The 23,309-nt window shown below is 66.9% G+C and carries 23 protein-coding genes; 5 read left to right on the forward strand and 18 right to left on the reverse strand.

The features are described 5' to 3' along the window. Positions 1 to 55: 55 nt before the first annotated feature. The 3 genes from AYJ57_RS14405 to AYJ57_RS14415 all read right to left on the reverse strand — a co-directional run bounded on the left by AYJ57_RS14405 (position 56) and on the right by AYJ57_RS14415 (position 2,730). Entirely contained in the window at positions 56 to 1,408 is a 1,353-nt protein-coding gene (locus AYJ57_RS14405) for an NAD(P)/FAD-dependent oxidoreductase (RefSeq protein WP_066107401.1), read from the reverse strand. 108 nt (positions 1,409 to 1,516) lie between these two features. Further along, positions 1,517 to 2,227: an SDR family NAD(P)-dependent oxidoreductase gene (locus AYJ57_RS14410; RefSeq protein ID WP_066107404.1), complete on the reverse strand. Its 711-nt coding sequence runs from the start codon at positions 2,225 to 2,227 to the stop codon at positions 1,517 to 1,519. Next, positions 2,218 to 2,730 (reverse strand): MarR family winged helix-turn-helix transcriptional regulator, encoded by a 513-nt coding sequence (locus tag AYJ57_RS14415; protein WP_066107407.1) that lies wholly within the window; start codon positions 2,728 to 2,730, stop codon positions 2,218 to 2,220. Before AYJ57_RS14415 ends, AYJ57_RS14410 begins: the two co-directional genes overlap by 10 nt. A 211-nt stretch (positions 2,731 to 2,941) precedes the next feature. Between AYJ57_RS14415 and AYJ57_RS14420 the strand changes: the two genes are divergently transcribed. Then, entirely contained in the window at positions 2,942 to 3,937 is a 996-nt protein-coding gene (locus AYJ57_RS14420) for a DMT family transporter (RefSeq protein WP_066107410.1), read from the forward strand. A 7-nt stretch (positions 3,938 to 3,944) separates the two neighbouring features. On the opposite strand, the gene hemE is transcribed toward AYJ57_RS14420, so the two are convergent. Beyond that, positions 3,945 to 4,982, reverse strand: coding sequence for a uroporphyrinogen decarboxylase (hemE, locus tag AYJ57_RS14425; protein WP_066107412.1), 1,038 nt, complete (start codon positions 4,980 to 4,982; stop codon positions 3,945 to 3,947). Between the two features lie 97 nt (positions 4,983 to 5,079). Between hemE and hemC the strand changes: the two genes are divergently transcribed. Continuing rightward, a complete protein-coding gene (gene hemC, locus AYJ57_RS14430) occupies positions 5,080 to 6,054 on the forward strand; it encodes a hydroxymethylbilane synthase (protein WP_066107415.1) in 975 nt (324 codons plus the stop codon). A 187-nt stretch (positions 6,055 to 6,241) separates the two neighbouring features. On the opposite strand, the gene AYJ57_RS14435 is transcribed toward hemC, so the two are convergent. Together AYJ57_RS14435 and AYJ57_RS14440 are read right to left on the reverse strand one after the other, a co-directional pair. Beyond that, positions 6,242 to 6,754: a DUF6446 family protein gene (locus AYJ57_RS14435; protein WP_066107417.1), complete on the reverse strand. Its 513-nt coding sequence runs from the start codon at positions 6,752 to 6,754 to the stop codon at positions 6,242 to 6,244. Beyond that, a complete protein-coding gene (locus tag AYJ57_RS14440) occupies positions 6,751 to 7,698 on the reverse strand; it encodes a glycine--tRNA ligase subunit alpha (protein WP_066110320.1) in 948 nt (315 codons plus the stop codon). The genes AYJ57_RS14435 and AYJ57_RS14440 overlap by 4 nt, the downstream gene beginning before the upstream one ends. A 235-nt stretch (positions 7,699 to 7,933) precedes the next feature. Here AYJ57_RS14440 and AYJ57_RS14445 point away from each other — a divergent pair, with 235 nt between their 5' ends. From AYJ57_RS14445 to AYJ57_RS14455, 3 genes are all read left to right on the forward strand, one after another. Next, entirely contained in the window at positions 7,934 to 9,763 is a 1,830-nt protein-coding gene (locus AYJ57_RS14445; RefSeq protein ID WP_066107419.1) for a serine protease, read from the forward strand. Between the two features lie 111 nt (positions 9,764 to 9,874). Further along, positions 9,875 to 11,767: a hybrid sensor histidine kinase/response regulator gene (locus AYJ57_RS14450; RefSeq protein ID WP_066107422.1), complete on the forward strand. Its 1,893-nt coding sequence runs from the start codon at positions 9,875 to 9,877 to the stop codon at positions 11,765 to 11,767. Continuing rightward, positions 11,764 to 12,465: a response regulator transcription factor gene (locus tag AYJ57_RS14455; protein ID WP_066107426.1), complete on the forward strand. Its 702-nt coding sequence runs from the start codon at positions 11,764 to 11,766 to the stop codon at positions 12,463 to 12,465. The genes AYJ57_RS14450 and AYJ57_RS14455 overlap by 4 nt, the downstream gene beginning before the upstream one ends. A gap of 19 nt (positions 12,466 to 12,484) precedes the next feature. Here AYJ57_RS14455 and AYJ57_RS14460 read toward each other — a convergent pair whose 3' ends face one another. The 12 genes from AYJ57_RS14460 to AYJ57_RS14515 all read right to left on the reverse strand — a co-directional run bounded on the left by AYJ57_RS14460 (position 12,485) and on the right by AYJ57_RS14515 (position 23,212). Continuing rightward, the gene (locus AYJ57_RS14460; protein ID WP_066107429.1) at positions 12,485 to 12,973 is read right to left on the reverse strand and encodes a DUF2383 domain-containing protein; all 489 of its coding nucleotides are present in this window, start codon (positions 12,971 to 12,973) and stop codon (positions 12,485 to 12,487) included. A 71-nt stretch (positions 12,974 to 13,044) separates the two neighbouring features. Beyond that, entirely contained in the window at positions 13,045 to 14,250 is a 1,206-nt protein-coding gene (locus AYJ57_RS14465; protein ID WP_066107432.1) for a hydantoinase/carbamoylase family amidase, read from the reverse strand. A 35-nt stretch (positions 14,251 to 14,285) separates the two neighbouring features. Then, positions 14,286 to 14,723, reverse strand: coding sequence for an acyl-CoA thioesterase (locus AYJ57_RS14470; RefSeq protein WP_066107435.1), 438 nt, complete (start codon positions 14,721 to 14,723; stop codon positions 14,286 to 14,288). After that, a complete protein-coding gene (locus AYJ57_RS14475; protein WP_066107438.1) occupies positions 14,720 to 15,481 on the reverse strand; it encodes a TIGR02186 family protein in 762 nt (253 codons plus the stop codon). The genes AYJ57_RS14470 and AYJ57_RS14475 overlap by 4 nt, the downstream gene beginning before the upstream one ends. Further along, positions 15,478 to 16,383 carry a sulfite exporter TauE/SafE family protein gene (locus tag AYJ57_RS14480; RefSeq protein ID WP_066107440.1) on the reverse strand — a complete coding sequence of 302 codons (906 nt, stop codon included), beginning with the start codon at positions 16,381 to 16,383 and terminating at the stop codon, positions 15,478 to 15,480. The genes AYJ57_RS14475 and AYJ57_RS14480 overlap by 4 nt, the downstream gene beginning before the upstream one ends. A gap of 228 nt (positions 16,384 to 16,611) precedes the next feature. Further along, complete coding sequence (locus tag AYJ57_RS14485; RefSeq protein ID WP_066107444.1) at positions 16,612 to 17,577, reverse strand: ABC transporter permease; 966 nt, start codon at positions 17,575 to 17,577, stop codon at positions 16,612 to 16,614. Continuing rightward, positions 17,577 to 18,671 carry an ABC transporter permease gene (locus AYJ57_RS14490; RefSeq protein ID WP_066107447.1) on the reverse strand — a complete coding sequence of 365 codons (1,095 nt, stop codon included), beginning with the start codon at positions 18,669 to 18,671 and terminating at the stop codon, positions 17,577 to 17,579. The genes AYJ57_RS14485 and AYJ57_RS14490 overlap by 1 nt, the downstream gene beginning before the upstream one ends. A 92-nt stretch (positions 18,672 to 18,763) precedes the next feature. Continuing rightward, the gene (locus AYJ57_RS14495) at positions 18,764 to 20,365 is read right to left on the reverse strand and encodes an ABC transporter ATP-binding protein (protein ID WP_066107450.1); all 1,602 of its coding nucleotides are present in this window, start codon (positions 20,363 to 20,365) and stop codon (positions 18,764 to 18,766) included. Between the two features lie 118 nt (positions 20,366 to 20,483). Next, entirely contained in the window at positions 20,484 to 21,488 is a 1,005-nt protein-coding gene (locus AYJ57_RS14500) for a BMP family lipoprotein (protein WP_066107453.1), read from the reverse strand. 158 nt (positions 21,489 to 21,646) lie between these two features. Next, positions 21,647 to 22,066: a ribosomal protein S18-alanine N-acetyltransferase gene (gene rimI / locus AYJ57_RS14505; protein ID WP_237220245.1), complete on the reverse strand. Its 420-nt coding sequence runs from the start codon at positions 22,064 to 22,066 to the stop codon at positions 21,647 to 21,649. Positions 22,067 to 22,070: 4 nt separating this feature from the next. Then, the gene (gene tsaB / locus AYJ57_RS14510; RefSeq protein ID WP_066107457.1) at positions 22,071 to 22,634 is read right to left on the reverse strand and encodes a tRNA (adenosine(37)-N6)-threonylcarbamoyltransferase complex dimerization subunit type 1 TsaB; all 564 of its coding nucleotides are present in this window, start codon (positions 22,632 to 22,634) and stop codon (positions 22,071 to 22,073) included. A gap of 17 nt (positions 22,635 to 22,651) precedes the next feature. Next, a complete protein-coding gene (locus AYJ57_RS14515) occupies positions 22,652 to 23,212 on the reverse strand; it encodes a NifU family protein (RefSeq protein WP_066107460.1) in 561 nt (186 codons plus the stop codon). Between the last annotated feature and the right edge of the window lie 97 nt (positions 23,213 to 23,309).

Genomic DNA, 23,309 nt, shown 5'->3' on the forward strand with positions numbered 1-23,309 from the left:
AGAGAAGAAGATGGGACGGAGCATGTGGTGGCGCTTGCGCGCCGCAGCCGTTGCCTCAGCGCTGGATGACGCCGGATTTGGGCCGGATTTTCGAGCCGTCGGAAAAGCGGTGCAGCCGGAACGGCGCGGGGTCGACGACCGGGCTACGGCCGGTGATCAGATCCGCCGCGAGCCGTCCCGCGCCGGTGCCGAGCCCAAAGCCGTGCCCCGAAAAGCCGCTGGCCACATAGAGCCCGGGCAGCCCGTTCTTCACGCCCTCGGTGCCCGAGATCACCGGGATGATGTCGGGCAGCACGTCGATATAGCCGGCCCATTTCTGCGCGACGGTGGCGGTCTCGAAGGCCGGATAGGAGGATTTCACCACCGCAAGCGCGCGGTCGATCATCGTGCTGTCGGGCTCGGGGTCTAGCACGCGGGTTTTCTCGAACGGGCTGACCTCGGCGCCGCTCCAATGGCGCGGCGTGCGCAACGCCTCGAAGAAGGACGGCCCCACCCCGAGGTTGATGCTGCGCCATTCGTTCCGCAGCGCAGGCAGGAAGGCTTTGAGCAGGCGGAAGCTGTCGGGGGTCAGCTGGTAGGGGCTGGGCAGGGCCGAGGCGATCGTGTAGCCGCCATCGGCACGCCTGCGCATGGCGAACTCGGGATATTTGAGCGTACCTTCGGGCCCCTCGGGCACAGGATCGGTGCGCAGCACGTTGCCCTTGGTCCGCAGCTGCGGCAGGTCGATGCCGAGGTTCCCCAGAAAGAGCCGGGACCAGACCCCTCCCGCCACCAGCACCGCCGAACAGGCGATGCGGCCCTTCTCGGTCACCACGCCCGAGACGCGCCCGGCCGCGGTTTCGACCACCCGCACGGCGCAATGCTGATGCACGCTGCCGCCGCGCGCCTGAACCGCGCGGGCGATGGCCGGTGCCGCCTTCTGCGGCTCGGCGCGCCCGTCGTAGGGATTGTGCAGTGCGCCCTTGATGTCGAGCGACAGGCCGGGAAACATGCCCATCACCTCGTCACGGCTGAGCATCCGGGCCGGGATTTGATACGGCGCAAGCTCTTCCAGCGACTCGCGCTCGGCGGCCAGCGCCGCCTCGCTGGCGCAGGTGAAGGTCACGCCGCAGCGCGTGTAGCCGGTGTCTGCGCCGATGCGCGCGTCCAGCCCCTGCCAAATACGCTGCGCTTCGACCATCAGCGGCAACTCGCGGGTGTCGCGGTGGGTCAGCCGCACCCAGCCCCAGTTGCGGCTCGACTGCTCGCCCGCAACATGGCCCTTTTCGCAGATCGCCACCTTGAGCCCCTGCTCGGCCAATTCCAGACCGGCGCAGACCCCGGCGATGCCGCCGCCGATGATCACCACATCCGCCCGCTCGGGCAGCGCGGCGCTGTTCTCTACCGGATCCGGCTTCGGTCCTGGCATGGTCTTTCTCCCAAAATCGGCGCCGCGCGCCTTAGGTCTTTCCTGCCGTGTTGCCGCGCCCGAAGGCCGGTCTCTCCGGCGAGGGACGGCGACACATCACCCGGCACGTCAGTGGGTTTCGCCAAGCTGGCAGTTGACGTGGAACTCGGCCACGCTGGCCTCATTGGGCAGGTCGATCAGCATGTGGATCACCCGCGCCAGATCCTCGGGCTGGGTCATCGTCGCGGGGTCGCGGCCCTCGACGGCGGTCGCCATGTCGGTGGCGACAAAGCCGGGGCAGACCGCCACGGCACGGATCCCGCGGTCATAGCCCGCTTGGCGCAGCGCATGGGCGAGCCCCACCACGGCGAATTTCGAGACCGCATAGGACCCCGCACCGGGAGATTTGACCCGCTTGCCCGAGAGCGAGGCGAGCAGCACCACCCGGCCTCGGCCCGATGCGGCCAGCGGCTCCCAGCAGGCGGCGGCAAGGCGGCGCGGCCCTTGCACGTTGACCTCCAGCAGCTGCGCCATTTCTGCGTCGGTGATCTCGACCGGGGTCTTGCGCAGCGAGATGCCTGCGCTGGCGACCACCGCGTCGATGCGGCCGAGCCTTTCCATAACCTCCTGCGCCCAGCCGGTGGCCGTGGCGGGGTCCGTGGCCTCATAGGTGTAGAGATGCACCCGCTCCGGCGCATCCTTGGCCCAGTCCGGCATCCGCGGGCGGCGCATGCCCAGCGACACCGTCCAGCCCGCGTCGAACAGCGCTTTCGCCGTGGCGGCGCCAATGCCGCGCGCAGCGCCGGAGATGAGCGCGACGCGCTCGGTAGTCAGTCCCATTTCGTCCTCATCTTCAGATAGGCACGCTTGAGCATGCGCATGAATTGCGCGCGGTCCTCCGGCTCGATGAAGTCGAAGAACTCCGCTTCCTGCTGGCGGATGATCTCGCGCACCTCTTGTGAGAGCGCATGGCCCCGCTCGGTGATGAAGAGCGCCTGGGCGCGCTGATCGTCCGGGGCAGCCTCGCGGCGGATCACCCCAGAGGCGACGAGCCGGTCGATGATCCTTCCGGTGGCCGGGCGGTCGCGCATCAGCACCTCGGCGATCTGCGACGGGCGGATGCCGGGGTAATCATCCACCAGCAAAAGCGCGGTGATCTTGCCCTTGCCCTTGGCGATCTCGAGATGCGCCATCCGCTTGTCGAGATCGCGCGAGACGACGGCATCCATCGTGCGAAAGTACCAGCTGAAGGCACCTTCGAGGATTTCGATCCTGAGCCCTCCGATTTCGATCGGAGGATCGTCATGGCGCTGAGGGTTTGGCGCGTCGGAGGACGGCGGCATGGATCAAACCTGTCGGTTCTTGGTCCTTTGCATGACGTCCGATCGACGCGCCGCTGGCAAGAGAAAGGTTGTTTTTCACAACCGAATGGTTGTCAAAAACAACCGATGTGCAAATTTACTGCGCGGGCTTCGCTGAAACCGCGCTGCATACCCAGAAGCGCCACGCAGAATTTCCATGGCGCCGGTCAGCGCGCCGGGCTAGAGCCGGGACATGAGCACCGCAACCCATATCACCAGCCTCAATCGTCCCGGCCTTGGCATCGCGCTGATCTGCGCGGGCGTCGTCGGGATCTCGATCAACGACATGCTGATCAAGCTGCTTTCGGACGGCTACCCGCTGCATCAGATCGTTGCCACACGCTCTGCGGTCGGGCTGTGCATCATCCTTGTCATGCTGCAGATCGAAGGCGGCTGGCGGCTGCTGCGCAGCAACACGCCGTGGCTGCATCTGGCGCGCGGCGTGCTGGTGGTGCTGGCCAATATGACCTTTTACGCCTCGGTTGCGGTGATGCCGCTGGGTCAGGCGACGGCGCTTTTCTTTGTCGCGCCGCTCTTCATCACGCTGCTGTCCGTGCCGCTCCTCGGCGAAAAGGTCGGGCCTTGGCGGCTCGGTGCGGTCTGCGTTGGCTTTTGCGGTGTGGTCATCATGCAGCAGCCATGGGCGGAGACCTCGGGCGGCGCGCGGTTGGTGCTGCTCTTGCCGGTGCTTTCGGCGCTGCTCTACGCGCTCTTGCAGGTGCTGACCCGCAAGCTCGGCGTCACCTCCCGCGCCTCGGCGCTGGCGGTGCATCTGCAGCTGATGTTCCTCGTGGTCTCGGCGGGCTTCTACTTCGTCGCCGGAGACGGGCGCTACATGGACGCTTTCGACAGCGATGCGGCGCGCTTCTTGCTGCGCCCATGGGTCCTGCCGAGCGGTCAGGACATGCTGGTTTTTCTGGGGCTGGGATGCATCTCGGGCTTTGTCGGCTACGCGCTGAGCGCCTCTTACCGGATGGCCGATGCGGCGGTGATCGCGCCCTTCGAATACATCGGCCTGCCGATGGCGATCTTCTGGGGCTGGACGATGTTCGGCGAATGGCCCGCGCCCGCCACATGGGCGGGATGCGCGCTGATCGTCGGCGCGGGGCTGGTGGTCTTCCTGCGTGAGCGGGCGAAGGCCCGGCCCCAGCCGGGACGGCGGCGCGGCAGCACCGCCGTTAGGCGCTGAGCGTCGCTCAGGCGGTGACCGTGCTGCGCACGGTGTCGATCATCAGCTGAACGTTCTCGGGGTCGGCATCGGGGGTGATGCCATGGCCGAGGTTGAAGATATGCGGCCCCTTCGAGAAGGCGCGGACCACCCGCTGGGTCTCGCGCACCAAGTCCTCGCCGCCGGTCACCATATGCGACGACGCAAGGTTGCCCTGCACGCAACCCGAGGTCTGCACATTGGCCGCCGCCCATTCCGGCGAAACGCTGTCGTCCACCGCGACGCAATCGGCACCGGTGGCCTCGTGGAAGCCGATGTAATTCTCACCCGCCTGCCGCGGGAAGACGATGACCGGCAGGCCGGGGAAGCGCGACTTCATCTCCTGCGTGATCACCTTCGCGGGCTCCAGCGCGTATTTGCGGAAATCGTCGCCCTCGAGCGAGCCCGCCCAGCTGTCGAAGATCTTCACCACCTCGGCGCCCGCCTCGACCTGTTTCGACAGATATTCGATGGTGCCCTCGGTGAGCCGGTCGATGACCTTCTCGAACAACGCGCGGTTCTCGGCCTTCAGCGCGTGTGCAGGGCCCTGATCCTTGGTGCCGCGCCCGGCGATCATATAGGTCGCCACGGTCCAGGGCGCGCCGGCGAAGCCGATCAGCGTGGTCTCTTTCGGCAGCTCGCGCGACAGGATGCCGACGGTCTCGTAGATCGGGCTGAGCGTGTCGTGGATCGCCGAGACCGGCTTCAGCGCGTCGAAATCCGCATCGCTCTGGATGGTCGACAGCCGCGGCCCTTCGCCGGTGACGAACCACAGGTCGAGCCCCAGCGCCTGCGGCAGCAGCAGGATGTCGGCAAAGAGGATCGCCGCATCGAAACCGTAGCGGCGGATCGGCTGCAGCGTCACCTCGGCGGCAAGCTCGGGGTTGTAGCACAGCGACAGGAAATCCCCGGCCTGCGCGCGGGTGGCGCGATACTCGGGCAGATAGCGCCCCGCCTGCCGCATCATCCAGATCGGCGGGGTGGGCAGGGTCTCGCCAGCCAGTGCGCGCAGGATCGTCTTGGTCATGGGAAACCCCCGTCTGAATTGCCTATCTCGTCGGGGCGGCAATATGTCAAAACGCCCCCCATTGCCACATCTCTTCCCGCGACATAAAGCTCTGACCATGACAATCGAGACCCCCATCGCCCTGCCCTCGCCCGACGCCCCGCTGAAGATCGGCACCCGCGGCTCGCCGCTGGCGCTGGCGCAGGCCCATGAGACCCGCGACCGGCTGGCCGCGCATTTCGACCTGCCCACTGAGGCCTTCGAGGTGAAGGTGATCAAGACCATGGGCGATGATCGCGCGATGATCGCCGCCGACCGGCCTCTGAAGGAGATCGGCAACAAGGGTCTGTTCACCCGCGAGATCGAAGAGCAGCTTCTGTCGGGCGGCATCGACATCGCGGTGCACTCGATGAAGGACATGCCGACCGAGCAGCCCGAGGGGCTGATCCTCGATTGCTACCTCCCGCGCGAGGACGTGCGCGACTGTTTCATCTCGCCCGGCCATGCGGCCATTGCCGATCTGCCCGAGGGCACCGTGGTCGGCACCTCGTCGCTGCGCCGCCGGGCGCAGTTGCTGAACCGCCGCCCCGACCTGCAGGTGGTGGAATTCCGCGGCAACGTGCAGACCCGCCTGAAAAAGCTCGAAGACGGTGTGGCCGCCTGCAGCTTCCTTGCCATGGCCGGGCTCAACCGGATGAACATGGCGGGCGAGCACATGACGCCGATCGCCCCCGAAGACATGCTGCCCGCCATCGCGCAGGGCGCCATCGGCATCGAGCGGCGGATCAGCGATGCGCGCGTGGCCGCGATGCTCTCGGCGATCCACGACCGCCCGACGCAGCATCGGCTCGACGCGGAGCGCGCTTTCCTCGCCACGCTCGACGGCAGCTGCGAGACGCCGATTGCCGGTCTGGCGCTGCTCGAAGGCGACGAAATCTGGCTGCGCGGCGAGATCCTTCGCCCCGACGGCAGCGAGGCGCTGAAGGGCGAGCGCCGCGGCCCCATCGCCGAGGGCGCGCGCATGGGCACCGATCTGGCGCGCGAGCTTCTGGCGCAGGCGGGCGACGGGTTCTTCGACTGGCGCGAGGGCTGAACTCGCCCGGAATCAAGGCGAAGCCGCCGGGCGAGCGCCGTCCCGTCCCCACGGGATGGCGCTCTTTCACCCGCGCGCAAAGTTCCGTTGTCATTCGGATTTGGCAGGCATAAAGCGCCTCGCTCAGATGCTGGTGCGCCTTCCCACGGGGCGGCGCTCGCCCGGCTCCTCCCACACAACTGGCGATTTACCGCTCCGGGCAGTCCTCGCCCAACGGCGTGCCGTCATAGGCCTTGTCACCGCATTCGTTGATCTCTTCCCAGATGTAGCCGCGCCCGTCGCGGGTCACCGCCACCACCCGGTCGATGCCGAACTCGATGTTGCGCTGCGAGGTGTAGACATGCGCGGTGCCCGCAGCGATCTCGTCGCCGATATCCTCGGCGTCAAAGCAGCCGAACCAGAACGGCGCATTGCGCGGCTCGGACCCTTCGTAACGCTCGAACAGGGAATCGAGCGTTTGTGGGCTCTCGGATGTGGAGAAACAGGCGCGGTAGCGGATCGGTGAGGAGGTCGCGTCGATCCCCTCGAAATCCTCGAAGGCGATGGCGCGCGGCGCGGTGCCATCGAGCGGCGTCAGCAGAACCTCCGCCTCTTCCGCCGGCAGGTCGTAATAGTAGTAGAACACCTGCGTGTAGTAGACGACCGCGCCAAAAATCAGCGCGGCCGCGATAATGCCGATCCCGAGGATCTTGCCGCTCATGCGGCGCTGCCTGCGGCCTCTGGCGTCCAGCCGCCCGCCTCAGTGCTCACGAAGGCATCGGCGCATTTCTTTGCCAGAGCCCGCACGCGTCCGATGTAGGCCTGCCGCTCGGTGACAGAGATCACCCCGCGCGCATCCAGAAGGTTGAACAGATGCGAGGCCTTGATGCACTGGTCATAGGCCGGGTGCGCCATGACGATGCGCTTGCCGGTCTTGGGGTCGCTCTCGTCGCGGGCAAGGATCGCCTCGCATTCCGCCTCGGCCTCTTCGAAATGGCGTAGCAGCACGTCGGTGTCGGCCACGTCGAAGTTGAAGCGCGAGTATTCCTCTTCGGTCTGGCGGAACACATCGCCGTATTTCAGCGCGATCGGCGCACCCGGGTCATTGAACGGCATATCCATCACGTGGTCGATGCCGAGCACATACATGGCAAGGCGCTCGAGCCCGTAGGTCAGCTCGCCCGAGACCGGATGGCAGTCATGGCCACCAACCTGCTGGAAATACGTGAACTGCGACACTTCCATGCCGTCGCACCAAACCTCCCAGCCAAGGCCCCAAGCGCCCAGCGTCGGGCTTTCCCAATCGTCCTCGACGAAGCGGATATCGTGGCTGGCCATGTCGATGCCGATCGCTTCGAGCGAGCCGAGATAGAGCGCCTGCAGGTCCGGCGGGCTGGGTTTGATCAGCACCTGAAACTGGTAATAGTGCTGCAGGCGGTTGGGGTTCTCGCCATAACGCCCGTCGGTGGGGCGGCGCGAGGGCTGCACATAGGCCGCGGCCCAGGGCTTCGAGCCGAGCGCCCGCAGCGTGGTGGCCGGGTGGAAGGTGCCCGCGCCGACTTCCATGTCGTAAGGCTGCAACACGGCGCAGCCCTTGCTGGCCCAATAGGTCTGCAGACGCAGGATGATCTCCTGAAAACTGCGCGGCTTGCTTGTCTCGCTCATGCTCGGCATCGTCATGGCATCCTTCCCTTGGCGTGCTCGCCCGCGGCGCAGGACGCGCGCCGCTCTTCGACTGGTCGGCTGCCTGATTATGCGTGCAACGGTCAAGGGTCAATGCGCAGCCCTGACCATCTTTTGAGATGACGCGAGGCACGCGTCTGTTACATCCTTTGAGTGAACAGCAGTCAGAGACGAGAAACGGCGCGCAGACGTCCGGGCCCGAGGAGCGAGTTAATCCATGTTGAGAACCATTCTTTTTGCAGGCACGGCAGCGTTGATGCTGGCGCAGGGCGCGGCGGCGCAGCAGGGCGATGTGGTCTATATCCAGATCGAAGCCCAGCCCAGCCTGACCGAAGCCGAGGCGCGGCTGCGCGACTATTCGGCCGGACTGCAGAATGTGAATGGCTTTTCGCTGGGTGGCGGCTGGTACGGCATCGCGCTTGGCCCCTTTGATCCGCAGGTCGCCGCCGACCGGCTGCGCGCCCTGCGCGCCGCGGGGCAGATCCCGCGTGATTCCTATCTCGCCGCGGCGGGCGAATACGGGCGGCAGTTCTGGCCGGTTGGCGCGGGTGTCGCGCAAAACGCAACGCAGCCGCCGGTGAGCGCCGAGCCGCTGGAGCAGACGCCGACCGAGGAGGCCGCGGCGGCCCCGCAAGCCGAGCAGACGCAGGAAACCACCTCTTCGTCGGAACTCGCGGCGGCGCTTGCCGAGGTCGAGGCCGAACCGGCAAAGCCCGAGATCCCCTATGAGACCGTCTCGCAGGCGCGCCGCGGCGAGCAGAGCCTCAGCGCTGCCGAACGCCGCCAGCTGCAGGTCGCCCTGCAGTGGTCCGGTCATTACGACAGCGCCATCGACGGCGCCTTTGGTGCCGGCACACGCAACGCCATGGGCGCATGGCAGCGCGACAATGGCTATGAGGTGACCGGCATCCTCACCACCCGCCAGCGCGCCGACCTGCTGGGGCAATACAACGCTGTGCTCGACGGTCTGGGCATGTCCGAGGTCAGCGACGCAGAGGCCGGTGTGGCCGTGTCGATGCCGACCGAATTGGTCTCTTTCGACCGCTACGAGGCCCCCTTTGCCATCTATTCCGGCAATGGCGAGGTCGAGAACGCGCAGGTTCTGCTGATCAGCCAGCCGGGCGATCGCAAGACTTTGGGCGGACTTTACGAGATTCTGCAGACGCTGGAGATCGTGCCGCTGGACGGGCCACGCAGCCTGCGCCGTGACGGCTTCAGCATCACCGGCGAAAACAGCCGCATCGCAAGCCGCACCGAGGTCACCCTTCAGGGCGGCGAGATCAAAGGCTGGACGCTGGTCTGGCCCGCAGGCGACGACGCGCGGTTCGAGCGTGTGGCCGGTGCCATGTCGGCCAGCTTCCGCCCCATCCCCGGCGTCCTCAACCCCGCCGAGGTCAGCGACAATGGCCAGACGCTCGATCTGGTCTCCGGCCTGCCGATCCGCACCCCGCGCGCGACCGTGGCGGGTTTCTTCGTCGATGGCCGGGGCACCGTGCTGACCACCGCAGAGGCGGTGCAGAACTGCAGCCGCCTGACCCTCGACGGCAGCTATGATGCCGAACTTCTGCAAAGCGATGCGGCGCTTGGCGTGGCGCTGCTGCGGCCTTCGGCGGCGCTGGCGCCGCGCGGCGTGGCGCGGCTGCGCACCGATCTGCCGCGTCTCAACTCCGAGGTGGCCGTGGCAGGCTTCCCCTATGGCGGCGTGCTGAGCACCGCGACGCTGAGCTTTGGCGCGCTGCAGGACAGCAAGGGGCTGGCCGGCGAGGAGACGCTGGCGCGGCTCGCGGTCGATGTCACCCCCGGCGATGCGGGCGGCCCGGTGCTGGACGCTGGTGGCGCGGTGGTCGGCCTGCTGATGCCGCGCGATGCGGGCGGCAAGCAACTGCCCGAAGATGTCGCCTTCGCCACCGATGCGGCTGCGCTCATCGAGTTCCTGCGCGGGGCGGGCATTTCGGGCACCACCATGCAGGGCGAAAGCGCACTGGCGCCCGAAGACCTAACCACCGCTGCCCGCGACATGACCGTTGCGGTGAACTGCTGGGAGTAATCCTCGCTGCCATCTCGCAGCCCCGTGGCGCGCGACGTCGCGCCACGCTTCTCTCTGCCGCCGGGCAATGCTAGCCCTTAGAGCGGAGGAGTGAGGGATGGACCACATCGGATGGATAAGGATGCGCTGACGCAGGCCGGGCTGAATCTCATTCAGCAGGCGCTGTCGATCTATGATCGCGATTTGCGGCTGGCGGTCTGCAACCGCCGCTTTGCCGAGATGTTCGACCTGCCCGAGCGGCTGACCCGCCCCGGTGCCAGTTTCGAAGACACGGTGCGCCATCTGATCGAGGCGGGCGAATACGGCGAGGTAGATGACCCCGAGGAGTTTCTGCGCGTCCGCGTCGAGCAGGCCCGCGCCTTCGCGCCCCACTACATGGAGCGCCGCCGCGCCAATGGGCGCTGGATCTCGGTCGAAGGATCGCCGCTGCCGCAGGGCGGCTGGGTCACCGTCTACACCGATATCACCGCCGTGAAGGCGCAGGAGGATCTGCTGCGCACCCGCTCGGAACTGCTCTCCGAAGAAGTCATCCGCCGTGCCGAGGCGCTGGCCGCCAGCAACCGCGAACTGGCCGCCACCAATGCGGCGCTCGAAGAGGCCCGGCGCGAGCTGACCGAAATGGAGGCCCGCACCCGCCTCACCACCGAGATGATGCCCGCCCATATCGCCCGCGTCGACGCCGAGGGGCGCTATACCTACTCCAACCGCCGCCTCTCGCAGGTGATGCCCGGGCGCCCGTCCGAGATCACCGGTCTGCATGTCTCCGAGGCGCTTGGCGCGGCCTACGAGAAGGTGCGCCCGCATCTGGCGCGGGCGCTTGACGGGGAGCAGAGCATCTTCGAGTTCACCGACGCGGGCTCGTCGCGGCGCATCCGTGCGGTGTTCACCCCCGACCCGGCAGAGCGCGGCGTCTACATCCTGTCGCTCGATGTCACCGAGGAAACCCAAGCCCGCGCGGCGCTGCAGCAGGCGCGGCGGCGCGAACTCGCGGCACAGCTGACCTCGGGGCTGGCGCATGACTTTTCGAACCTGTTGACGATTATCCTTGGCATGCAGTCCAAGCTCGCGCGCATGGCCCTGCCGGACGAGGCCGCGCCGCTGGTCAGCGGCACGCTGCAGGCGGCACGGCGCGGTGGCGCGCTGCTCGACCGCATCGCCGGGATCACCGCGCCGCGCGCGTGGACGCCGGAGCCGGTGGACCTCGCCGATTTCCTGCGCGACCTGCGCACGCTGGCCGGTCCGGCGCTGCCCGAGAATGTGACGCTGGAGATCGGCCCGGCGCCACAGGGTGCCTTCCTGCTCGATCCGGGGCTGTTGCAGGACGCGGCGCTGAACCTCGTGCTGAACGCCCGCGATGCCTGCGGCGCGGCAAGCGCGGGCGGCGGGCACATCCGCCTCGACATGCGCGCGGTGCAGGGCACATGGCTGGAACTGGCGGTCAGCGACAGCGGGCACGGCTTTTCGGAAGAGGCGCTGCGCCACGGGCTTGATCCCTTCTTCACCACCAAGGGCGGCGCCGGGTCGGGGCTGGGGCTCGCCATGGTCTACGACATGGCCAAGCTCGCTGGCGGGACGATCAAGCTGGCCAATGGCGCGCGCGGCGCGCGGGTCACTTTGCGCCTGCCGCTGCGCCCCGCCCCGGCGCTGCCGCCCCGCGCGCGCGGGCTTGCGCTGCTGGTCGAGGATGACCCCGAACTGCGCGAGCAGCTGCGCGACATGCTCACCGCGCTTGGCCATGCGGTGGTCGAGGCGTCCTCCGTGCCAGAGGCGAAGGCGCTGGCCGAGGGATTGGATCTGGCCCTCGTGCTTTCGGATGTGCTGCTGGAGGGCGGCACCCCCGGCTCGGCGCTGCCCGCCGCCCTGCCCGGTCTGAACGTGCGGCTGATGACCTCGCTGCCGCCGGGCGATCCGCGCCGCGAGGCCGCCGAGGCTGCGGCCCCGGTGATCGCAAAGCCCTTCAGCGAGGGCCAGCTCGCAGCCTTCCTCGGCATGGTGCCCGCATGAGCGCGCCGCTGATTTCGATCCTCGACGACGAGCCGGCGATCCGGGCGATCCTCTCCGAGGCGCTGACCGAGGCGGGCTTTCGCACTATGGCCTTTGGGCGCGCGACCGAGTTCGAGGCGGCGCTGAAACGCGCCACGCCGGATGTCTGCCTCGTGGATCTCGGCCTGCCTGATCGCGACGGTCTGAGCCTCGTGCACCGGCTGGCGCTGGAACAGGGCGCCTCGGTGATCATCGTCTCGGGACGCGCGCAGGTGCAGGACCGGGTGACGGGGCTGGAACTGGGTGCAGACGACTACATCATCAAACCCTTCGATCCGGCCGAAGTGGTCGCCCGCGTCCGCGCCCGCCTGCGCGCCCCACGCAGCGCGCCCACCCGCAGCGAGACCGCCCGTTTCGCGGGCTGGACCGCGCATTTCGATCGCTATGTTCTGGAAGACGCCAAGGGCGCGGAAACCCCCTTCTCCCATGCGGAGGGCGCGGTTTTGCGGCTGTTTCTGGAAAGCCCGAAACGTCTGATCACCCGCGCGCATATGCAAGAAAGCCTTGGCGGCGCGGCGGGGGAAAGCTTTGACCGGGCGATGGACGTGCGTATCTCGCGCCTGCGCACCAAGCTGCGCGAGGACCCGAAGAACCCGCGCCTGATCAAGACGATCTATGGCGCGGGCTATATCTTTCTGGGGGATGTGGACTGGGCCTAGGCCTAGGCAGCCGCGTGCCTCAGTCTTCCTTCGGCACGTCGGGAAGCGAACGCTCTTCGCTCTGCACCCCTTGCAGAAGGTCCTGCAACTCGCCCTGCATCTGCACCAACTCGTCGCGGTAGCGCGAGGGCTCCATGGCTTTGATCACCTCGGTGAAGCCCGCCAGCACCTTGGCCTCGGACGCGCGGATGCGGTCCATCATATCGCCGTCGATGCCGCCAAAGACCGAGCGCACCGAAAGCCCGGCGCGCTTCATCGCGGCGCTCATGGTTTCGGACGGGTCAGCCTCGCCGCCGACGGCGGTGATCAGCGCCGTCAGGCGCTGTACCTGCTCCACATGCAGCCCGTGAAAGCGCACGGCGACAAAGCGGAACTCGGGATCGGCCTTTTCGACCATTTCATCAAACCATGCCCGTGCGCCGACGCTGCGCGCCTGCAGATGGTCCAGCAACTCAAGCTGGCGGGCGCTGGCGGTGATCACGTGCTGGTCTCTCGGAACATCCTTCATGGCCGTATCCTCCGGTTGTGTCACCGGATTAACGTGCCTGCGCGCAGCCGGTTCCCCACGCCGCCAAGCCTTCAGCCGAGCGCCGCCACCGCTCCGGCCAGCGCCTGCAGCCCGGTCACCAGATCCGCCTCATGCGTATCTTCGGCAAAATCATGGCTGATCCCGCCGATCGACGGCACGAAAAGCATGGCCACCGGCATCAGGTTCGACAGGTTGGTGGCATCGTGCAGAGCCCCCGAGGGCATCAGCCGCCACGCACCCGGCGCGGCGGCCTCGGCCCCCTGCTCCAGCGCCGCGCGCAGCCGCGCATCCATAGTCACCGGCGCCAGTTCCAGCTTCGGCGCGAATGTCAGTTCCAGCCCGGTCTCGGCGCAGACCTCGTTGATCGTCTCGCGAGCGATGGCCTCGATCCGATCCAGCCGGTCCGCGTCGCCGTCGCGCCATTGCAGGGTAAAGCGCACCTCGCCGGGCACGATGGCATGGGCGTTGGGATGCACCTCCACATGGCCGATGGTCCAGACCGTCGCCGGGGTGACCACGTTGCGCAGCCGCTCATTGAGCCGCGTGGTGAATGTGGCGAGCCCCTGAAACGCATCCTTGCGCAGGCGCATCGGCGTGGTGCCTGCGTGGTTCTGCTGACCCTTGAGCACCATGGTCTGGTTGCGCATGCCCACGATGGCCTCGACCACGCCGAGGCTGCCGCCCTCCGTGTCGAGCACCGGGCCCTGCTCGATGTGCATTTCCAGAAATCCGGTGAACCGGTCGGGATCGAGGAACGCCCCGGCGCGCGCCCCGAGGCCCTTGCGCGCCTCGGCCAGAGTCACACCATCGGGACCCTGCAGCGCGTCGGCTTCGGCAAGGCTGATGTTGCCGCCCCAGATGGCGCTGCCGGTGGTCACGCCAAAGCGCCCTTCCTCATCTTGAAACGACACGCAGGACACCGGCGGGCCGCCCGCCTCCTGCGCCGCGCGCGCCACCTCGAGCCCGGCGATCACCCCCAGCGCACCATCGAGCCAGCCACCCTCGACCTGACTGTCGGAGTGCGAACCGATGAGCAGCGATGGCCCGTCGGTCAGCCCGAAGAGCGAGCCCACCGGGTCGAAATGGCTGCGCAGCCCCGCCTCTTCCATGCGCCCCGCCAGCCAATCGCGCGCAGCGATATCCGCCTCCGAGAAAGCCGGGCGGCACACGCCCTTGCCGACCCCGGTCGCGCCGAAGCTGCGCAGCATGTGCAGGTCGGACAGAAAACGCTCGGGGTTCACGGGAATGCCGGTCATGGCGCGGTCTCCTTGGGGTTGGGTTCTCGGGGTGGTCAGCCGCCGCGCAGGATGGTCTCCAGCGCCGCGCGGTAGTCGGTCGGGATTGGCACGGGGCGGTTTTCGGTATCGGCGGCCACATGCACCACAAAGCCCTCGGCGCAGGCGCTCTCGTCGTCATTGCGGAACAGCCCCACCTCGAAGCGGGCCGAACTGCGCCCAAGGTGGCCACAGCGCAGCCCCGCGTGCAGAAGGTCGGGAAACCGCGCCTCGGCATGATAGGTGCAGCCGTTCTCGACCACCAGCGAGCGCAGCACCCCCTCGCCTTCGATGGGTATACCGCGATCCAGCTGCCAGAGCGTCACCGCGGTGTCGATGAAGGAGTGATAGGCGGCGTTGTTCAGATGCCCGTAGGCATCATTGTCCTCCCAGCGGGTAGGAATGGCAAAGAAGGCCGCATAGTCGGCGCGGCGGGCGGGCGCGGGCCGGCTCATCCCGAGCGGATCGCCCGGAACGCCGCCGAAGCGCCCCAGCCGGCGATCGCCGCGATGGCCAGCGACAACAGCCCATAGGCCAGCGGCATCTGCCGCGAAAGCGTAAACAGCCAGCGCTCCAGCCCAACCTTGCCGACCTGAATTTCGCTGTCGTGCTCGGCCACCACCTTGCCGCCGCGGGTCAGCAGCACGCGGGTCAGATAGCGCCCCTCGGAAATATTCGCGGGCATGGAGATCGAGGTGTCGAACAGCGTGCTGTCACGCAGTTCGACGCTGTCTTCCTCGACGCGGTAGAGACCCTGCCGCTCGCGCACGCGGATCAGCGCCTCGGTGAACGCCTCGGAATCCATAATGTCCATCGGCGCCCCGACCGAGCGGATGGCACGCGGGATCGAGACCTCATGGCGCAGGTCCTCGACCGCAGAGATGGTCTCATTCCATGGCGCCGAAGTGGCGACCGCGTAAAAGCTCGGCGCGCTGTCGATCTCCACCGCCTCGGCATTGACCCAAATGCCCAGCTTGCGCGCCTTGCGCCAGACGGTGACCGGCTCGAGCGGGCCCTCGACAGTGACGATCACCTGCAAGGGCGGGTCGCGCTGGATCGCCGCCTCGCGTTTGACCGCGCCGAAGATGAGAATGTCGGAGCCGTCGAAATCGGTGGTGATCGATACATTGGTGCGCGACAGCCCCATGACCACCTCTTCGGCCCGCGCGGGCAGCGCGGCGATCAGCAGAAGAAGCGCGGCCAGAAGTCTCATCCCGCCACCAGTTCGTAAAGTTCAGATGGGGTGATGAAGAGCTCCAGCGCCAGCTTGCCGCAGACCAGCAGCACCAGCGAGGCCAGCGCAATGCGCAGCTGCTCGGCCTTGAGCCTTGTGCCGAAGGCGGTGCCGATCTGCGCGCCGATGACCCCGCCGAGGATCAGGATCAGCGCCAGCAGGATGTCGACGGTGTAGTTGGTGCTGGCGTGCAGCAGCGTGGTGAAGGCGCTGACAAAGATGATCTGAAACAGCGAGGTGCCGACCACCACCTTCGTGGGCATTCCCAGCAGGTAGATCATCGCCGGCACCATGATGAAGCCGCCGCCCACCCCCATGATCGCCGCCAGCACGCCCACCGAAAAGCCGACCAGCACCGGCGGGATCGCCGAGATGTAGAGCCCCGAGGTGCGGAAGCGCATCTTGAACGGCAGCCCGTGCACCCAGCCGTGGTGGCGCCGCTTAGGGGCCGCGCCCTTGCGCGATTTGAAGATGGCGTTGAGGCTCTCGACGAACATCAGCCCGCCGATGATCCCCAGAAACACCACATAGCAAAGCCGCACCAGAAGATCGACCTGCCCCATCTCTTTCAGCAGGTTGAAGATCCAGACCCCCAGCGCCGCGCCGACGAGGCCTCCCGCCAGCAGCACCAGCCCCATCCGCAGGTCCACCGTCTTGCGCTTGAAATGCGCCAGCACGCCGGAGATCGAACTTGCAACGATCTGGTTGGCGCCGGTGGCCACGGCGACGGCGGGCGGAATGCCCATGAAGAACAGCAGCGGCGTGATCAGAAAGCCGCCGCCGACGCCGAACATTCCCGACAGAACGCCGACGATCCCGCCCAGACCGAAGAGCAGGAAGACATTGACCGAAACCTCGGCGATGGGGAGGTAGATCTGCATGCCGCTGACTTTGCGTCCGCGCTGGCGATTTGGCAACCAAGCGGGATGTGACGTTGATGTGTCGCGGCGGAATTCACACAGCCCCCGCGCCGCGCCGGGTGGCTGGTGCAGCGATGCATATTTTTAAAGAGAAGAAGCCCGCTGCCGCAGCGCATGTCCCTTCTTCTCTTCTAAAATACGCCGGGGAGCGCGAGGGGCAGCGCCCCTCGCACCTTTGTTCAAGCCGCCTCAGCGTTCCTTCACATATGGCTCGCCGCCGGCGCGCGGCGGGATCGCCTTGCCGACGAAACCGGCAAGGATCACCACGGTCAGGATGTAGGGCAGCGCGTCCATCACCTGTACCGGGATGATGATCCCGCCAAGGTCAATGTTCTGATAGCGCAGCGCCACCGCCTGCAGCAGGCCGAAGAGCAGGCAGGCATAGAGCGCGTACCACGGCCGCCATTTGGCGAAGATCAGCGCCGCCAGCGCGATATAGCCGCGCCCGGCGGTCATCTCGCGCACGAAGCCCGCCTGCAGGCCGGTGGCTAGGTAAGCGCCCGCGAGGCCGCAGAGCAGCCCGCAGATGGCGATTGCCGCATAGCGCAGCGCAACCACCGAGACACCGGCGGTGTCCACCGCCTCGGGCGCTTCGCCCACCGCGCGCAGGCGCAGGCCAAAGCGGGTGCGATAGAGGATCCACCAGGTCAGCGGCACCATCAGGAAGGCGACATAGACGAGGATTGAATGGCCGGAGATCAGCTCGTAATAGAGCGGGCCGATGACGGGCACGCCGCGCAGCGCCTCGGCGAAGGGCAGCGTGATGCTCTCGAAGCGGCCGCCGCCCATCAGCGAGGGCGTGCGCCCGCCCTGAGAGAACCAGTCCTGCGCGATGAGCACCGTCAGCCCCGAGGCGAGGAAGTTGATCGCCACGCCCGAGATCAGCTGATTGCCGCGGAAGGTGATCGAGGCGAAGCCGTGGATGAACGACATCAGCATCGAGGCGGCGATGCCCGCCAGAAGGCCGAGCCAGACCGAGCCGGTGACCGCCGCGATGGCCGCCGACAGAAAAGCCGCGGCGAGCATCTTGCCCTCGAGCCCGATGTCGACGATGCCCGAGCGTTCCGAGAACAGCCCCGCAAGGCAGGCCAGCAGCAGCGGCGTGGCGAGGCGCACGGTGGAATCGAGCACCTGCAGAAGCGTCGCGTAATCCATCACGAGGACCTCCGGCGCATGGACATGAAGAGCTTTTCGAGCGGCAGGCGGACCATATTGTCGAGCGCCCCGGTGAAGAGGATCACCAGCGCCTGAATCACGGTGATCAGCTCACGCGGGATATTGGTCCAAAGCGCCAATTCCGCCCCGCCCTGATAGAGAAAGCCGAAGAGCAGCGCCGCAAGGAACACGCCCACCGGGTGCGAGCGGCCCATGAGCGCCACGGCGATGCCGATGAAGCCCGCGCCCTCGGTCGCGTTGAGCACCAGCCGTTCGGCCTCGCCCATGGTGGTGTTGAGCGCCATCATCCCCGCAAGCCCGCCGGAGATCAGCATGGCGACCACGGTGATGCGCACCGGCGAGATGCCCGCATAGCGCGCGGCGCTTTCGGACTGACCGAAGGCGCGGATCTCATAGCCGAGCTTGGTGCGCCAGATGAGGAACCAGAAGGCGATGCAGGCGGCGACCGCAAGGAAGAAGGTCACATTTGCGGGCGAGCCGCGAAAGAGCGGGTTGCCCTCGGTGGCGAACATATCCTGAAACGTCGGCAGATGGGTCGCTGCCGGGAATGTGCCGGTGGCGGGCTCCATGGCGCCGACGGGGCGCAGCAGGTTCACCAGAACGTAGTTCAGCAGCGCCGCGGCGATGAAATTGAACATGATCGTGGTGATCACGATGTGGCTGCCGCGCTTGGCCTGCAGCCATGCCGGGATGAAGGCCCATGCCGCGCCGAAAGCCGCCGCTGCCAGCGTCGCCACCAAAAGCGCCACCGACCAATGCGGGAAGGGGATGAACAGGCACGCCAGCGCCACCCCCAGCCCGCCGATCATCGCCTGCCCTTCGCCGCCGATGTTGAACATCTTGGCATGAAAAGCGATGGCGACGCAGAGGCCGGTGAAGATGAAGTTGGTCGTATAGTAGAGCGTGTAGCCCCAGCCGGACGAGCGCATCAGCGCGCCGTCGACCATCAGCTTGAAGGCCTCGATCGGGTTCTCGCCAATGGCGAGGATCACGCCGGCCGACAGGATCGCCGCCAGCAGGATCGAGATCAGGGGCACGAGCACCGCATCGGCCCAGGCGGGCATCTTATCCATTCGGAACCTCGTTCGTCTTTCTGGTCCGGGCAGCGCCCTGCGGGCGCTGATGCCTCCGGCGGGCGTATTTGGGGAACAATGAAGCGGCGCGGTCAGTCATGCTGGCTTGCCTCGCGCGCTTCTTTCTCGTGCAGCGAGGCGTCCACCGCGTCGATGAGCTTGCCTTCGGGCTTTTCGGTGACCCCGGCCATCAGCAGGCCAAGCTCGGTCTGGTCGGTCTCATCCGGCATCCGCTCGCCCATGATCTTGCCGTCGAACATCACCGCGATGCGGTCGGACAGCGAGAAGATCTCGTCAAGCTCCACCGAGACCAGAAGGATCGCCTTGCCCTTGTCACGCAGGCGGATGATCTCTTGGTGGATGAACTCGATGGCGCCAATGTCGACGCCGCGGGTGGGCTGACCGATCAGCAGCACCTCGGGGTCGCGCTCGATCTCGCGCGCGAGCACGATCTTTTGCTGGTTGCCGCCCGAGAAGTTGCGCGCGGCCAGCGCCGGGTTCGGCGGGCGCACGTCATAGCGCGTCATCTTGTCCTGCGCCTCCTCGCGGATCAGCGCATTGTTCATCAGGATGCCCGACTGGTAATGCGGATCGCGGTGGTAGCCGAAGACGGTGTTTTCCCACGCGGTATAGGCCATGATCAGCCCTTCGTGCTGGCGGTCTTCGGGCACATGGCCGATGCCGGCAGCACGGCGTGCGCTGCCATCGGCTCCGGCACCCGAGAGCGGCAGGTTTTGGCCGTGCATGATCACCGTGCCGGTGCCCTCGGCAGAGCCGCCCAGCACCGACAGAAGCTCTGACTGGCCATTGCCCGCGACGCCCGCGATGCCCAGCACCTCACCGGCGCGCAGCTGCAGCGACACGCCCTTGAGCCGCTCGACCCCGGCGCTGTCCACATGGCGCAGGTCCTGCACGTCGAGCAGCACCTCGCCGGGCTGCGCGGCGGCCTTGTCGACACGCAGCAGCACCTTGCGCCCGACCATCAACTCGGCGAGCTGCTCGGGCGAGGTTTCGGCGGTCTTGACGGTGGCGGTCATCTGCCCGCGGCGCATCACCGAGACGGTGTCGGTGATCTCCATGATCTCGCGCAGCTTGTGGGTGATCAGGATGACGGTTTTGCCCTCGGCCCGCAGGTGGTCGAGGATGCGGAAGAGGTGATCGGCCTCGGCCGGGGTCAGCACCCCGGTGGGCTCGTCGAGGATGAGAATATCGGCCTGACGGTAGAGCGCCTTGAGGATCTCGACGCGCTGCTGGTGGCCGACCGAGAGGTTCTCGACCAACTCGTCGGGATCGACGGCCAGTTCGTATTCCTCGGCCAGCTGTTTCAGAACGCCCCGTGCGCGCGCCAGCGAGGGGCGCAGCATCGGTCCGTCCTCGGCGCCGAGGATGACGTTCTCCAGCACCGTGAAGTTCTGCACCAGCTTGAAGTGCTGGAACACCATGCCGATGCCCGCCGAGATCGCGGCCTGACTGTCGGTGATGTCCTTCTTGGCGCCATTCACCCAGATCTCGCCCGCGTCGGCCTTGTAGAAGCCGTAGAGGATGGACATGAGGGTGGATTTACCGGCGCCATTCTCGCCGATGATGCCGTGGATCGTGCCGGGCATCACGCGGATCGAGATATCCTTGTTGGCCTGGACGGGGCCGAAGGCTTTGGAGATGCCCTTCAGCTCGATGGCGGGGATGTCGTTCATGCGGAGCCTCACGGCATTGGATAGTACGGCCCGGCCTCCTGTAAACGAGGAACCGGGCCACACGAAAGCAGAAATCGGGGACACGCCAGCAGGCACGCCCCCGATCGTCAAGAGGTGATCAGAAGTTCAGCGCGGGGCAGCTGTCATCCGCCGAGTAATCGTGAACCTCGATCTCGCCAGCCACGATCTTCTCGCGCGCCTCGTCAACGGCGGCTTTCATCTCGTCAGAGAGCAGCTCGGCGTTGTTCTCGTCGAGCGCGTAGCCGACGCCGTTCTCGGCAAGGCCCAGCACCTTCACGCCGGTCTTGAGCTCGGTGCCTTCGGTCATCGCCTCAGCCACGGCCACATCGACGCGCTTGAGCATGGAGGTCAGAACCTTGCCCGGGTGCAGGTAGTTCTGGTTGCTGTCGACGCCGACCGAGAGGATGCCCTCGTCCGCGGCGGTCTGCAGCACGCCGATGCCGGTGCCACCAGCGGCGGCGAAGATCACGTCGGCGCCCTGGCTGATCTGTGCCTTGGTCAGCTCCGAGCCCTTCACCGGGTCGTTCCATGCGGCGGGGGTGGTGCCGGTCATGTTGGAGATCACGTTGATGTCATCGCTGACCGCTTTGGCACCCTGCGCGTAGCCGCAGGCGAATTTGCGGATCAGCGGGATGTCCATGCCGCCGACAAAGCCCACGGTGCCCGACTCGGAAGCCATCGCCGCCAGCATGCCGACAAGGTAGGAGCCCTCATGCTCGGAGAAGAGGATCGACAGGACGTTGGGATGCTCTTCAGGGTCGACGAAACCGTCGATGGTCACGAATTTGGTGTCCGGGTAATCCGCGGCGATTGCGGCGATCGGCGAGGACATCGAGAAGCCGGTGGTCACAACCGGGTTGAAGCCAGCCTCGGCAAAGCGGCGCAGGGCCTGCTCACGCTGGGCTTCAGACTGCAATTCGATGTCCTTGTAGGAGCCGCCGGTCTCTTTGGCGTACATCTCGGCGCCGTTGTAGGCGGCCTCGTTGAAGGATTTGTCGAACTTGCCGCCGAGGTCGTAGATCAGCGCCGGATCCGCCAGCGCGGCGCCTGCGGTCAGGGCCAGCGTTGCGGCGGTGCCGAGGATGGATTTCATGAGGGTCATAGGGTGCTCCCGGGTCTGGACGAGCGGGGTCTGTTCTGCGTGCCCCGCACTTTGGACTGCCCTGTGGCAGATCATGCCCGATAATGCGTTGCCCTAGCGGCGGGTCAACAGGTTTTTGCAAGTCCACGCACAGGGTTGGCCTGCCGCAACGCCTAACCTCAGGTAAGCGCACGGCTCATGAGCAGCGCATCGTCGCGCCCGCCGCCGGGCCGGTGGTAATAGGCTTTCCGCCGGCCGGTCACCTGATAACCGCAGGCCTCGTAAAAGCCGCGAGCACCTAGGTTTTCCGACGCCACCTCAAGAAAGACAGTGGCCACACCGCGGGCCGCGGCCTGCGCCTCAAAGGCCTGCAGAACCGCCCGCCCTGCCCCCTTGCGCTGCTGCGCAGGATTGGTGGCAAGCGCGAGGATCTCCGCCTCGTCCAGCACCACGCGGCCAAGCACAAAGGCGCCCTCCCCGCGCACCAGCAGGCTGGAGGGCTGATCGAGCGTGCCCGCAAATGCCGCCTCGGTCCAAGGGTCCATATGGGTGTAGGCGCGGGCCGAGAGCGCGGCCAGTTCGGCGGCGGTCAGGCTCATGCGCTTAGTCCAGCAAGCGCGGCGCCGCATCGCGCGACGGCGCGGCATCGGCGGCCCGGATGTAAAGCGGAGCAGGACGGCGGCCCGGCTCCTTCTGCGCGGCGACCTGTGCGATGCGGATCGCCAGATCTCGCGGCTCGGGCGGCAACACCGCGTCGCTGTCTTCGGCAGAGACCAGCGCCGGGGTCTCCCAGTTGCGCTGCACGTAGATCTGCCCGCGCGGTGCGGGCACCCCGGCCAGAACGTCGGGCTGTTCGTGATGGATCGCCTCGAAGGTGCTCACCCCGATGGCCGGAGCCTCCAGCCCCAGCGCCAGCCCGCGGGCGGTCGAGACCGAAATGCGGATCCCGGTGAAATTGCCCGGTCCGATGCCCACGGCGATCAGATCAAGATCGCCCCAGACAACCCCGCCCTCGGCCAGCACTTCCTCGAGCAGCGGCATCAGGCGCTCGGCCTGTCCACGGCCCATATCCTCGGCCTTCGCCGCCAGCACCTCGTCGCCACGCAGCAAAGCGGCCGCGCAATGCGCGGCCGATGTGTCGAAGGCTAGGATCAGTTGATCAGGCATGGATCGCTCCGGAGCGCTCAGACGGCGACCGGGCGTACCTCGGTCACTTCGGGGATGTAGTGGCGCAGCAGGTTCTCAATGCCCATCTTCAGCGTCAGCGTCGACGAGGGGCAGCCCGCGCAGGCGCCCTGCATGTGCAGATAGACCACGCCACGGTCAAAGCCGTGGAAGGTGATGTCACCGCCATCCTGCGCCACGGCCGGACGCACGCGGCTGTCGAGCAATTCCTTGATCTGGCCGACGATTTCAGCGTCCTCGCCTTCAAAGGCCTTATGGCCCGAGGCTTGCGCTTCGCCCGCCATGACCGGCTCGCCGGACTGGAAATGCTCCATGATCGCGCCCAGAACGGCGGGCTTCACATGGTCCCAATCAGCGGCTTCGTCCTTGGTGACGGTGACGAAATCATTGCCAAAGAACACGCCGGTGACACCGGCGACCGAGAACAGGCGCTTGGCCAGCGGCGAGTTGTCCGCGCCCTCGGGCGTGGGGAAATCCGCGGTGCCTGCCTCCAGCACGGTCTGGCCCGGCAGGAACTTCAGCGTCGCGGGGTTCGGGGTGGATTCGGTCTGGATGAACATCTGCGATAGTCCTTTTTGCGGGCTGGACCCTATATGCGCCTCCGCCGCTCCAACGTCAAGTTTTGGAATCGTTCTAAATCAGGTCCAGCGGCAGAAA

It is taken from the genome of Salipiger sp. CCB-MM3, assembly GCF_001687105.1.
Classification (GTDB): Bacteria; Pseudomonadota; Alphaproteobacteria; order Rhodobacterales; family Rhodobacteraceae; genus Salipiger.

Bases quoted from the DNA above. Each gene is read 5' to 3' on its own strand.
- AYJ57_RS14475 (WP_066107438.1), bottom strand. From the start codon at position 15,481: ATGAGACTTCTGGCCGCGCTTCTTCTGCTGATCGCCGCGCTGCCCGCG.
- tsaB (WP_066107457.1), bottom strand. From the start codon at position 22,634: ATGCCTGATCAACTGATCCTAGCCTTCGACACATCGGCCGCGCATTGC.
- rimI (WP_237220245.1), bottom strand. From the start codon at position 22,066: ATGAGCCTGACCGCCGCCGAACTGGCCGCGCTCTCGGCCCGCGCCTAC.
- AYJ57_RS14460 (WP_066107429.1), bottom strand. From the start codon at position 12,973: ATGAAGGATGTTCCGAGAGACCAGCACGTGATCACCGCCAGCGCCCGC.
- AYJ57_RS14405 (WP_066107401.1), bottom strand. From the start codon at position 1,408: ATGCCAGGACCGAAGCCGGATCCGGTAGAGAACAGCGCCGCGCTGCCC.
- AYJ57_RS14490 (WP_066107447.1), bottom strand. From the start codon at position 18,671: ATGGATAAGATGCCCGCCTGGGCCGATGCGGTGCTCGTGCCCCTGATC.
- AYJ57_RS14420 (WP_066107410.1), top strand. From the start codon at position 2,942: ATGAGCACCGCAACCCATATCACCAGCCTCAATCGTCCCGGCCTTGGC.
- hemC (WP_066107415.1), top strand. From the start codon at position 5,080: ATGACAATCGAGACCCCCATCGCCCTGCCCTCGCCCGACGCCCCGCTG.
- AYJ57_RS14465 (WP_066107432.1), bottom strand. From the start codon at position 14,250: ATGACCGGCATTCCCGTGAACCCCGAGCGTTTTCTGTCCGACCTGCAC.
- AYJ57_RS14450 (WP_066107422.1), top strand. From the start codon at position 9,875: ATGGATAAGGATGCGCTGACGCAGGCCGGGCTGAATCTCATTCAGCAG.
- AYJ57_RS14485 (WP_066107444.1), bottom strand. From the start codon at position 17,577: ATGGATTACGCGACGCTTCTGCAGGTGCTCGATTCCACCGTGCGCCTC.
- AYJ57_RS14440 (WP_066110320.1), bottom strand. From the start codon at position 7,698: ATGAGCGAGACAAGCAAGCCGCGCAGTTTTCAGGAGATCATCCTGCGT.
- AYJ57_RS14470 (WP_066107435.1), bottom strand. From the start codon at position 14,723: ATGAGCCGGCCCGCGCCCGCCCGCCGCGCCGACTATGCGGCCTTCTTT.
- AYJ57_RS14415 (WP_066107407.1), bottom strand. From the start codon at position 2,730: ATGCCGCCGTCCTCCGACGCGCCAAACCCTCAGCGCCATGACGATCCT.
- AYJ57_RS14500 (WP_066107453.1), bottom strand. From the start codon at position 21,488: ATGACCCTCATGAAATCCATCCTCGGCACCGCCGCAACGCTGGCCCTG.
- hemE (WP_066107412.1), bottom strand. From the start codon at position 4,982: ATGACCAAGACGATCCTGCGCGCACTGGCTGGCGAGACCCTGCCCACC.
- AYJ57_RS14455 (WP_066107426.1), top strand. From the start codon at position 11,764: ATGAGCGCGCCGCTGATTTCGATCCTCGACGACGAGCCGGCGATCCGG.
- AYJ57_RS14495 (WP_066107450.1), bottom strand. From the start codon at position 20,365: ATGAACGACATCCCCGCCATCGAGCTGAAGGGCATCTCCAAAGCCTTC.
- AYJ57_RS14445 (WP_066107419.1), top strand. From the start codon at position 7,934: ATGTTGAGAACCATTCTTTTTGCAGGCACGGCAGCGTTGATGCTGGCG.
- AYJ57_RS14410 (WP_066107404.1), bottom strand. From the start codon at position 2,227: ATGGGACTGACTACCGAGCGCGTCGCGCTCATCTCCGGCGCTGCGCGC.
- AYJ57_RS14435 (WP_066107417.1), bottom strand. From the start codon at position 6,754: ATGAGCGGCAAGATCCTCGGGATCGGCATTATCGCGGCCGCGCTGATT.
- AYJ57_RS14515 (WP_066107460.1), bottom strand. From the start codon at position 23,212: ATGTTCATCCAGACCGAATCCACCCCGAACCCCGCGACGCTGAAGTTC.
- AYJ57_RS14480 (WP_066107440.1), bottom strand. From the start codon at position 16,383: ATGCAGATCTACCTCCCCATCGCCGAGGTTTCGGTCAATGTCTTCCTG.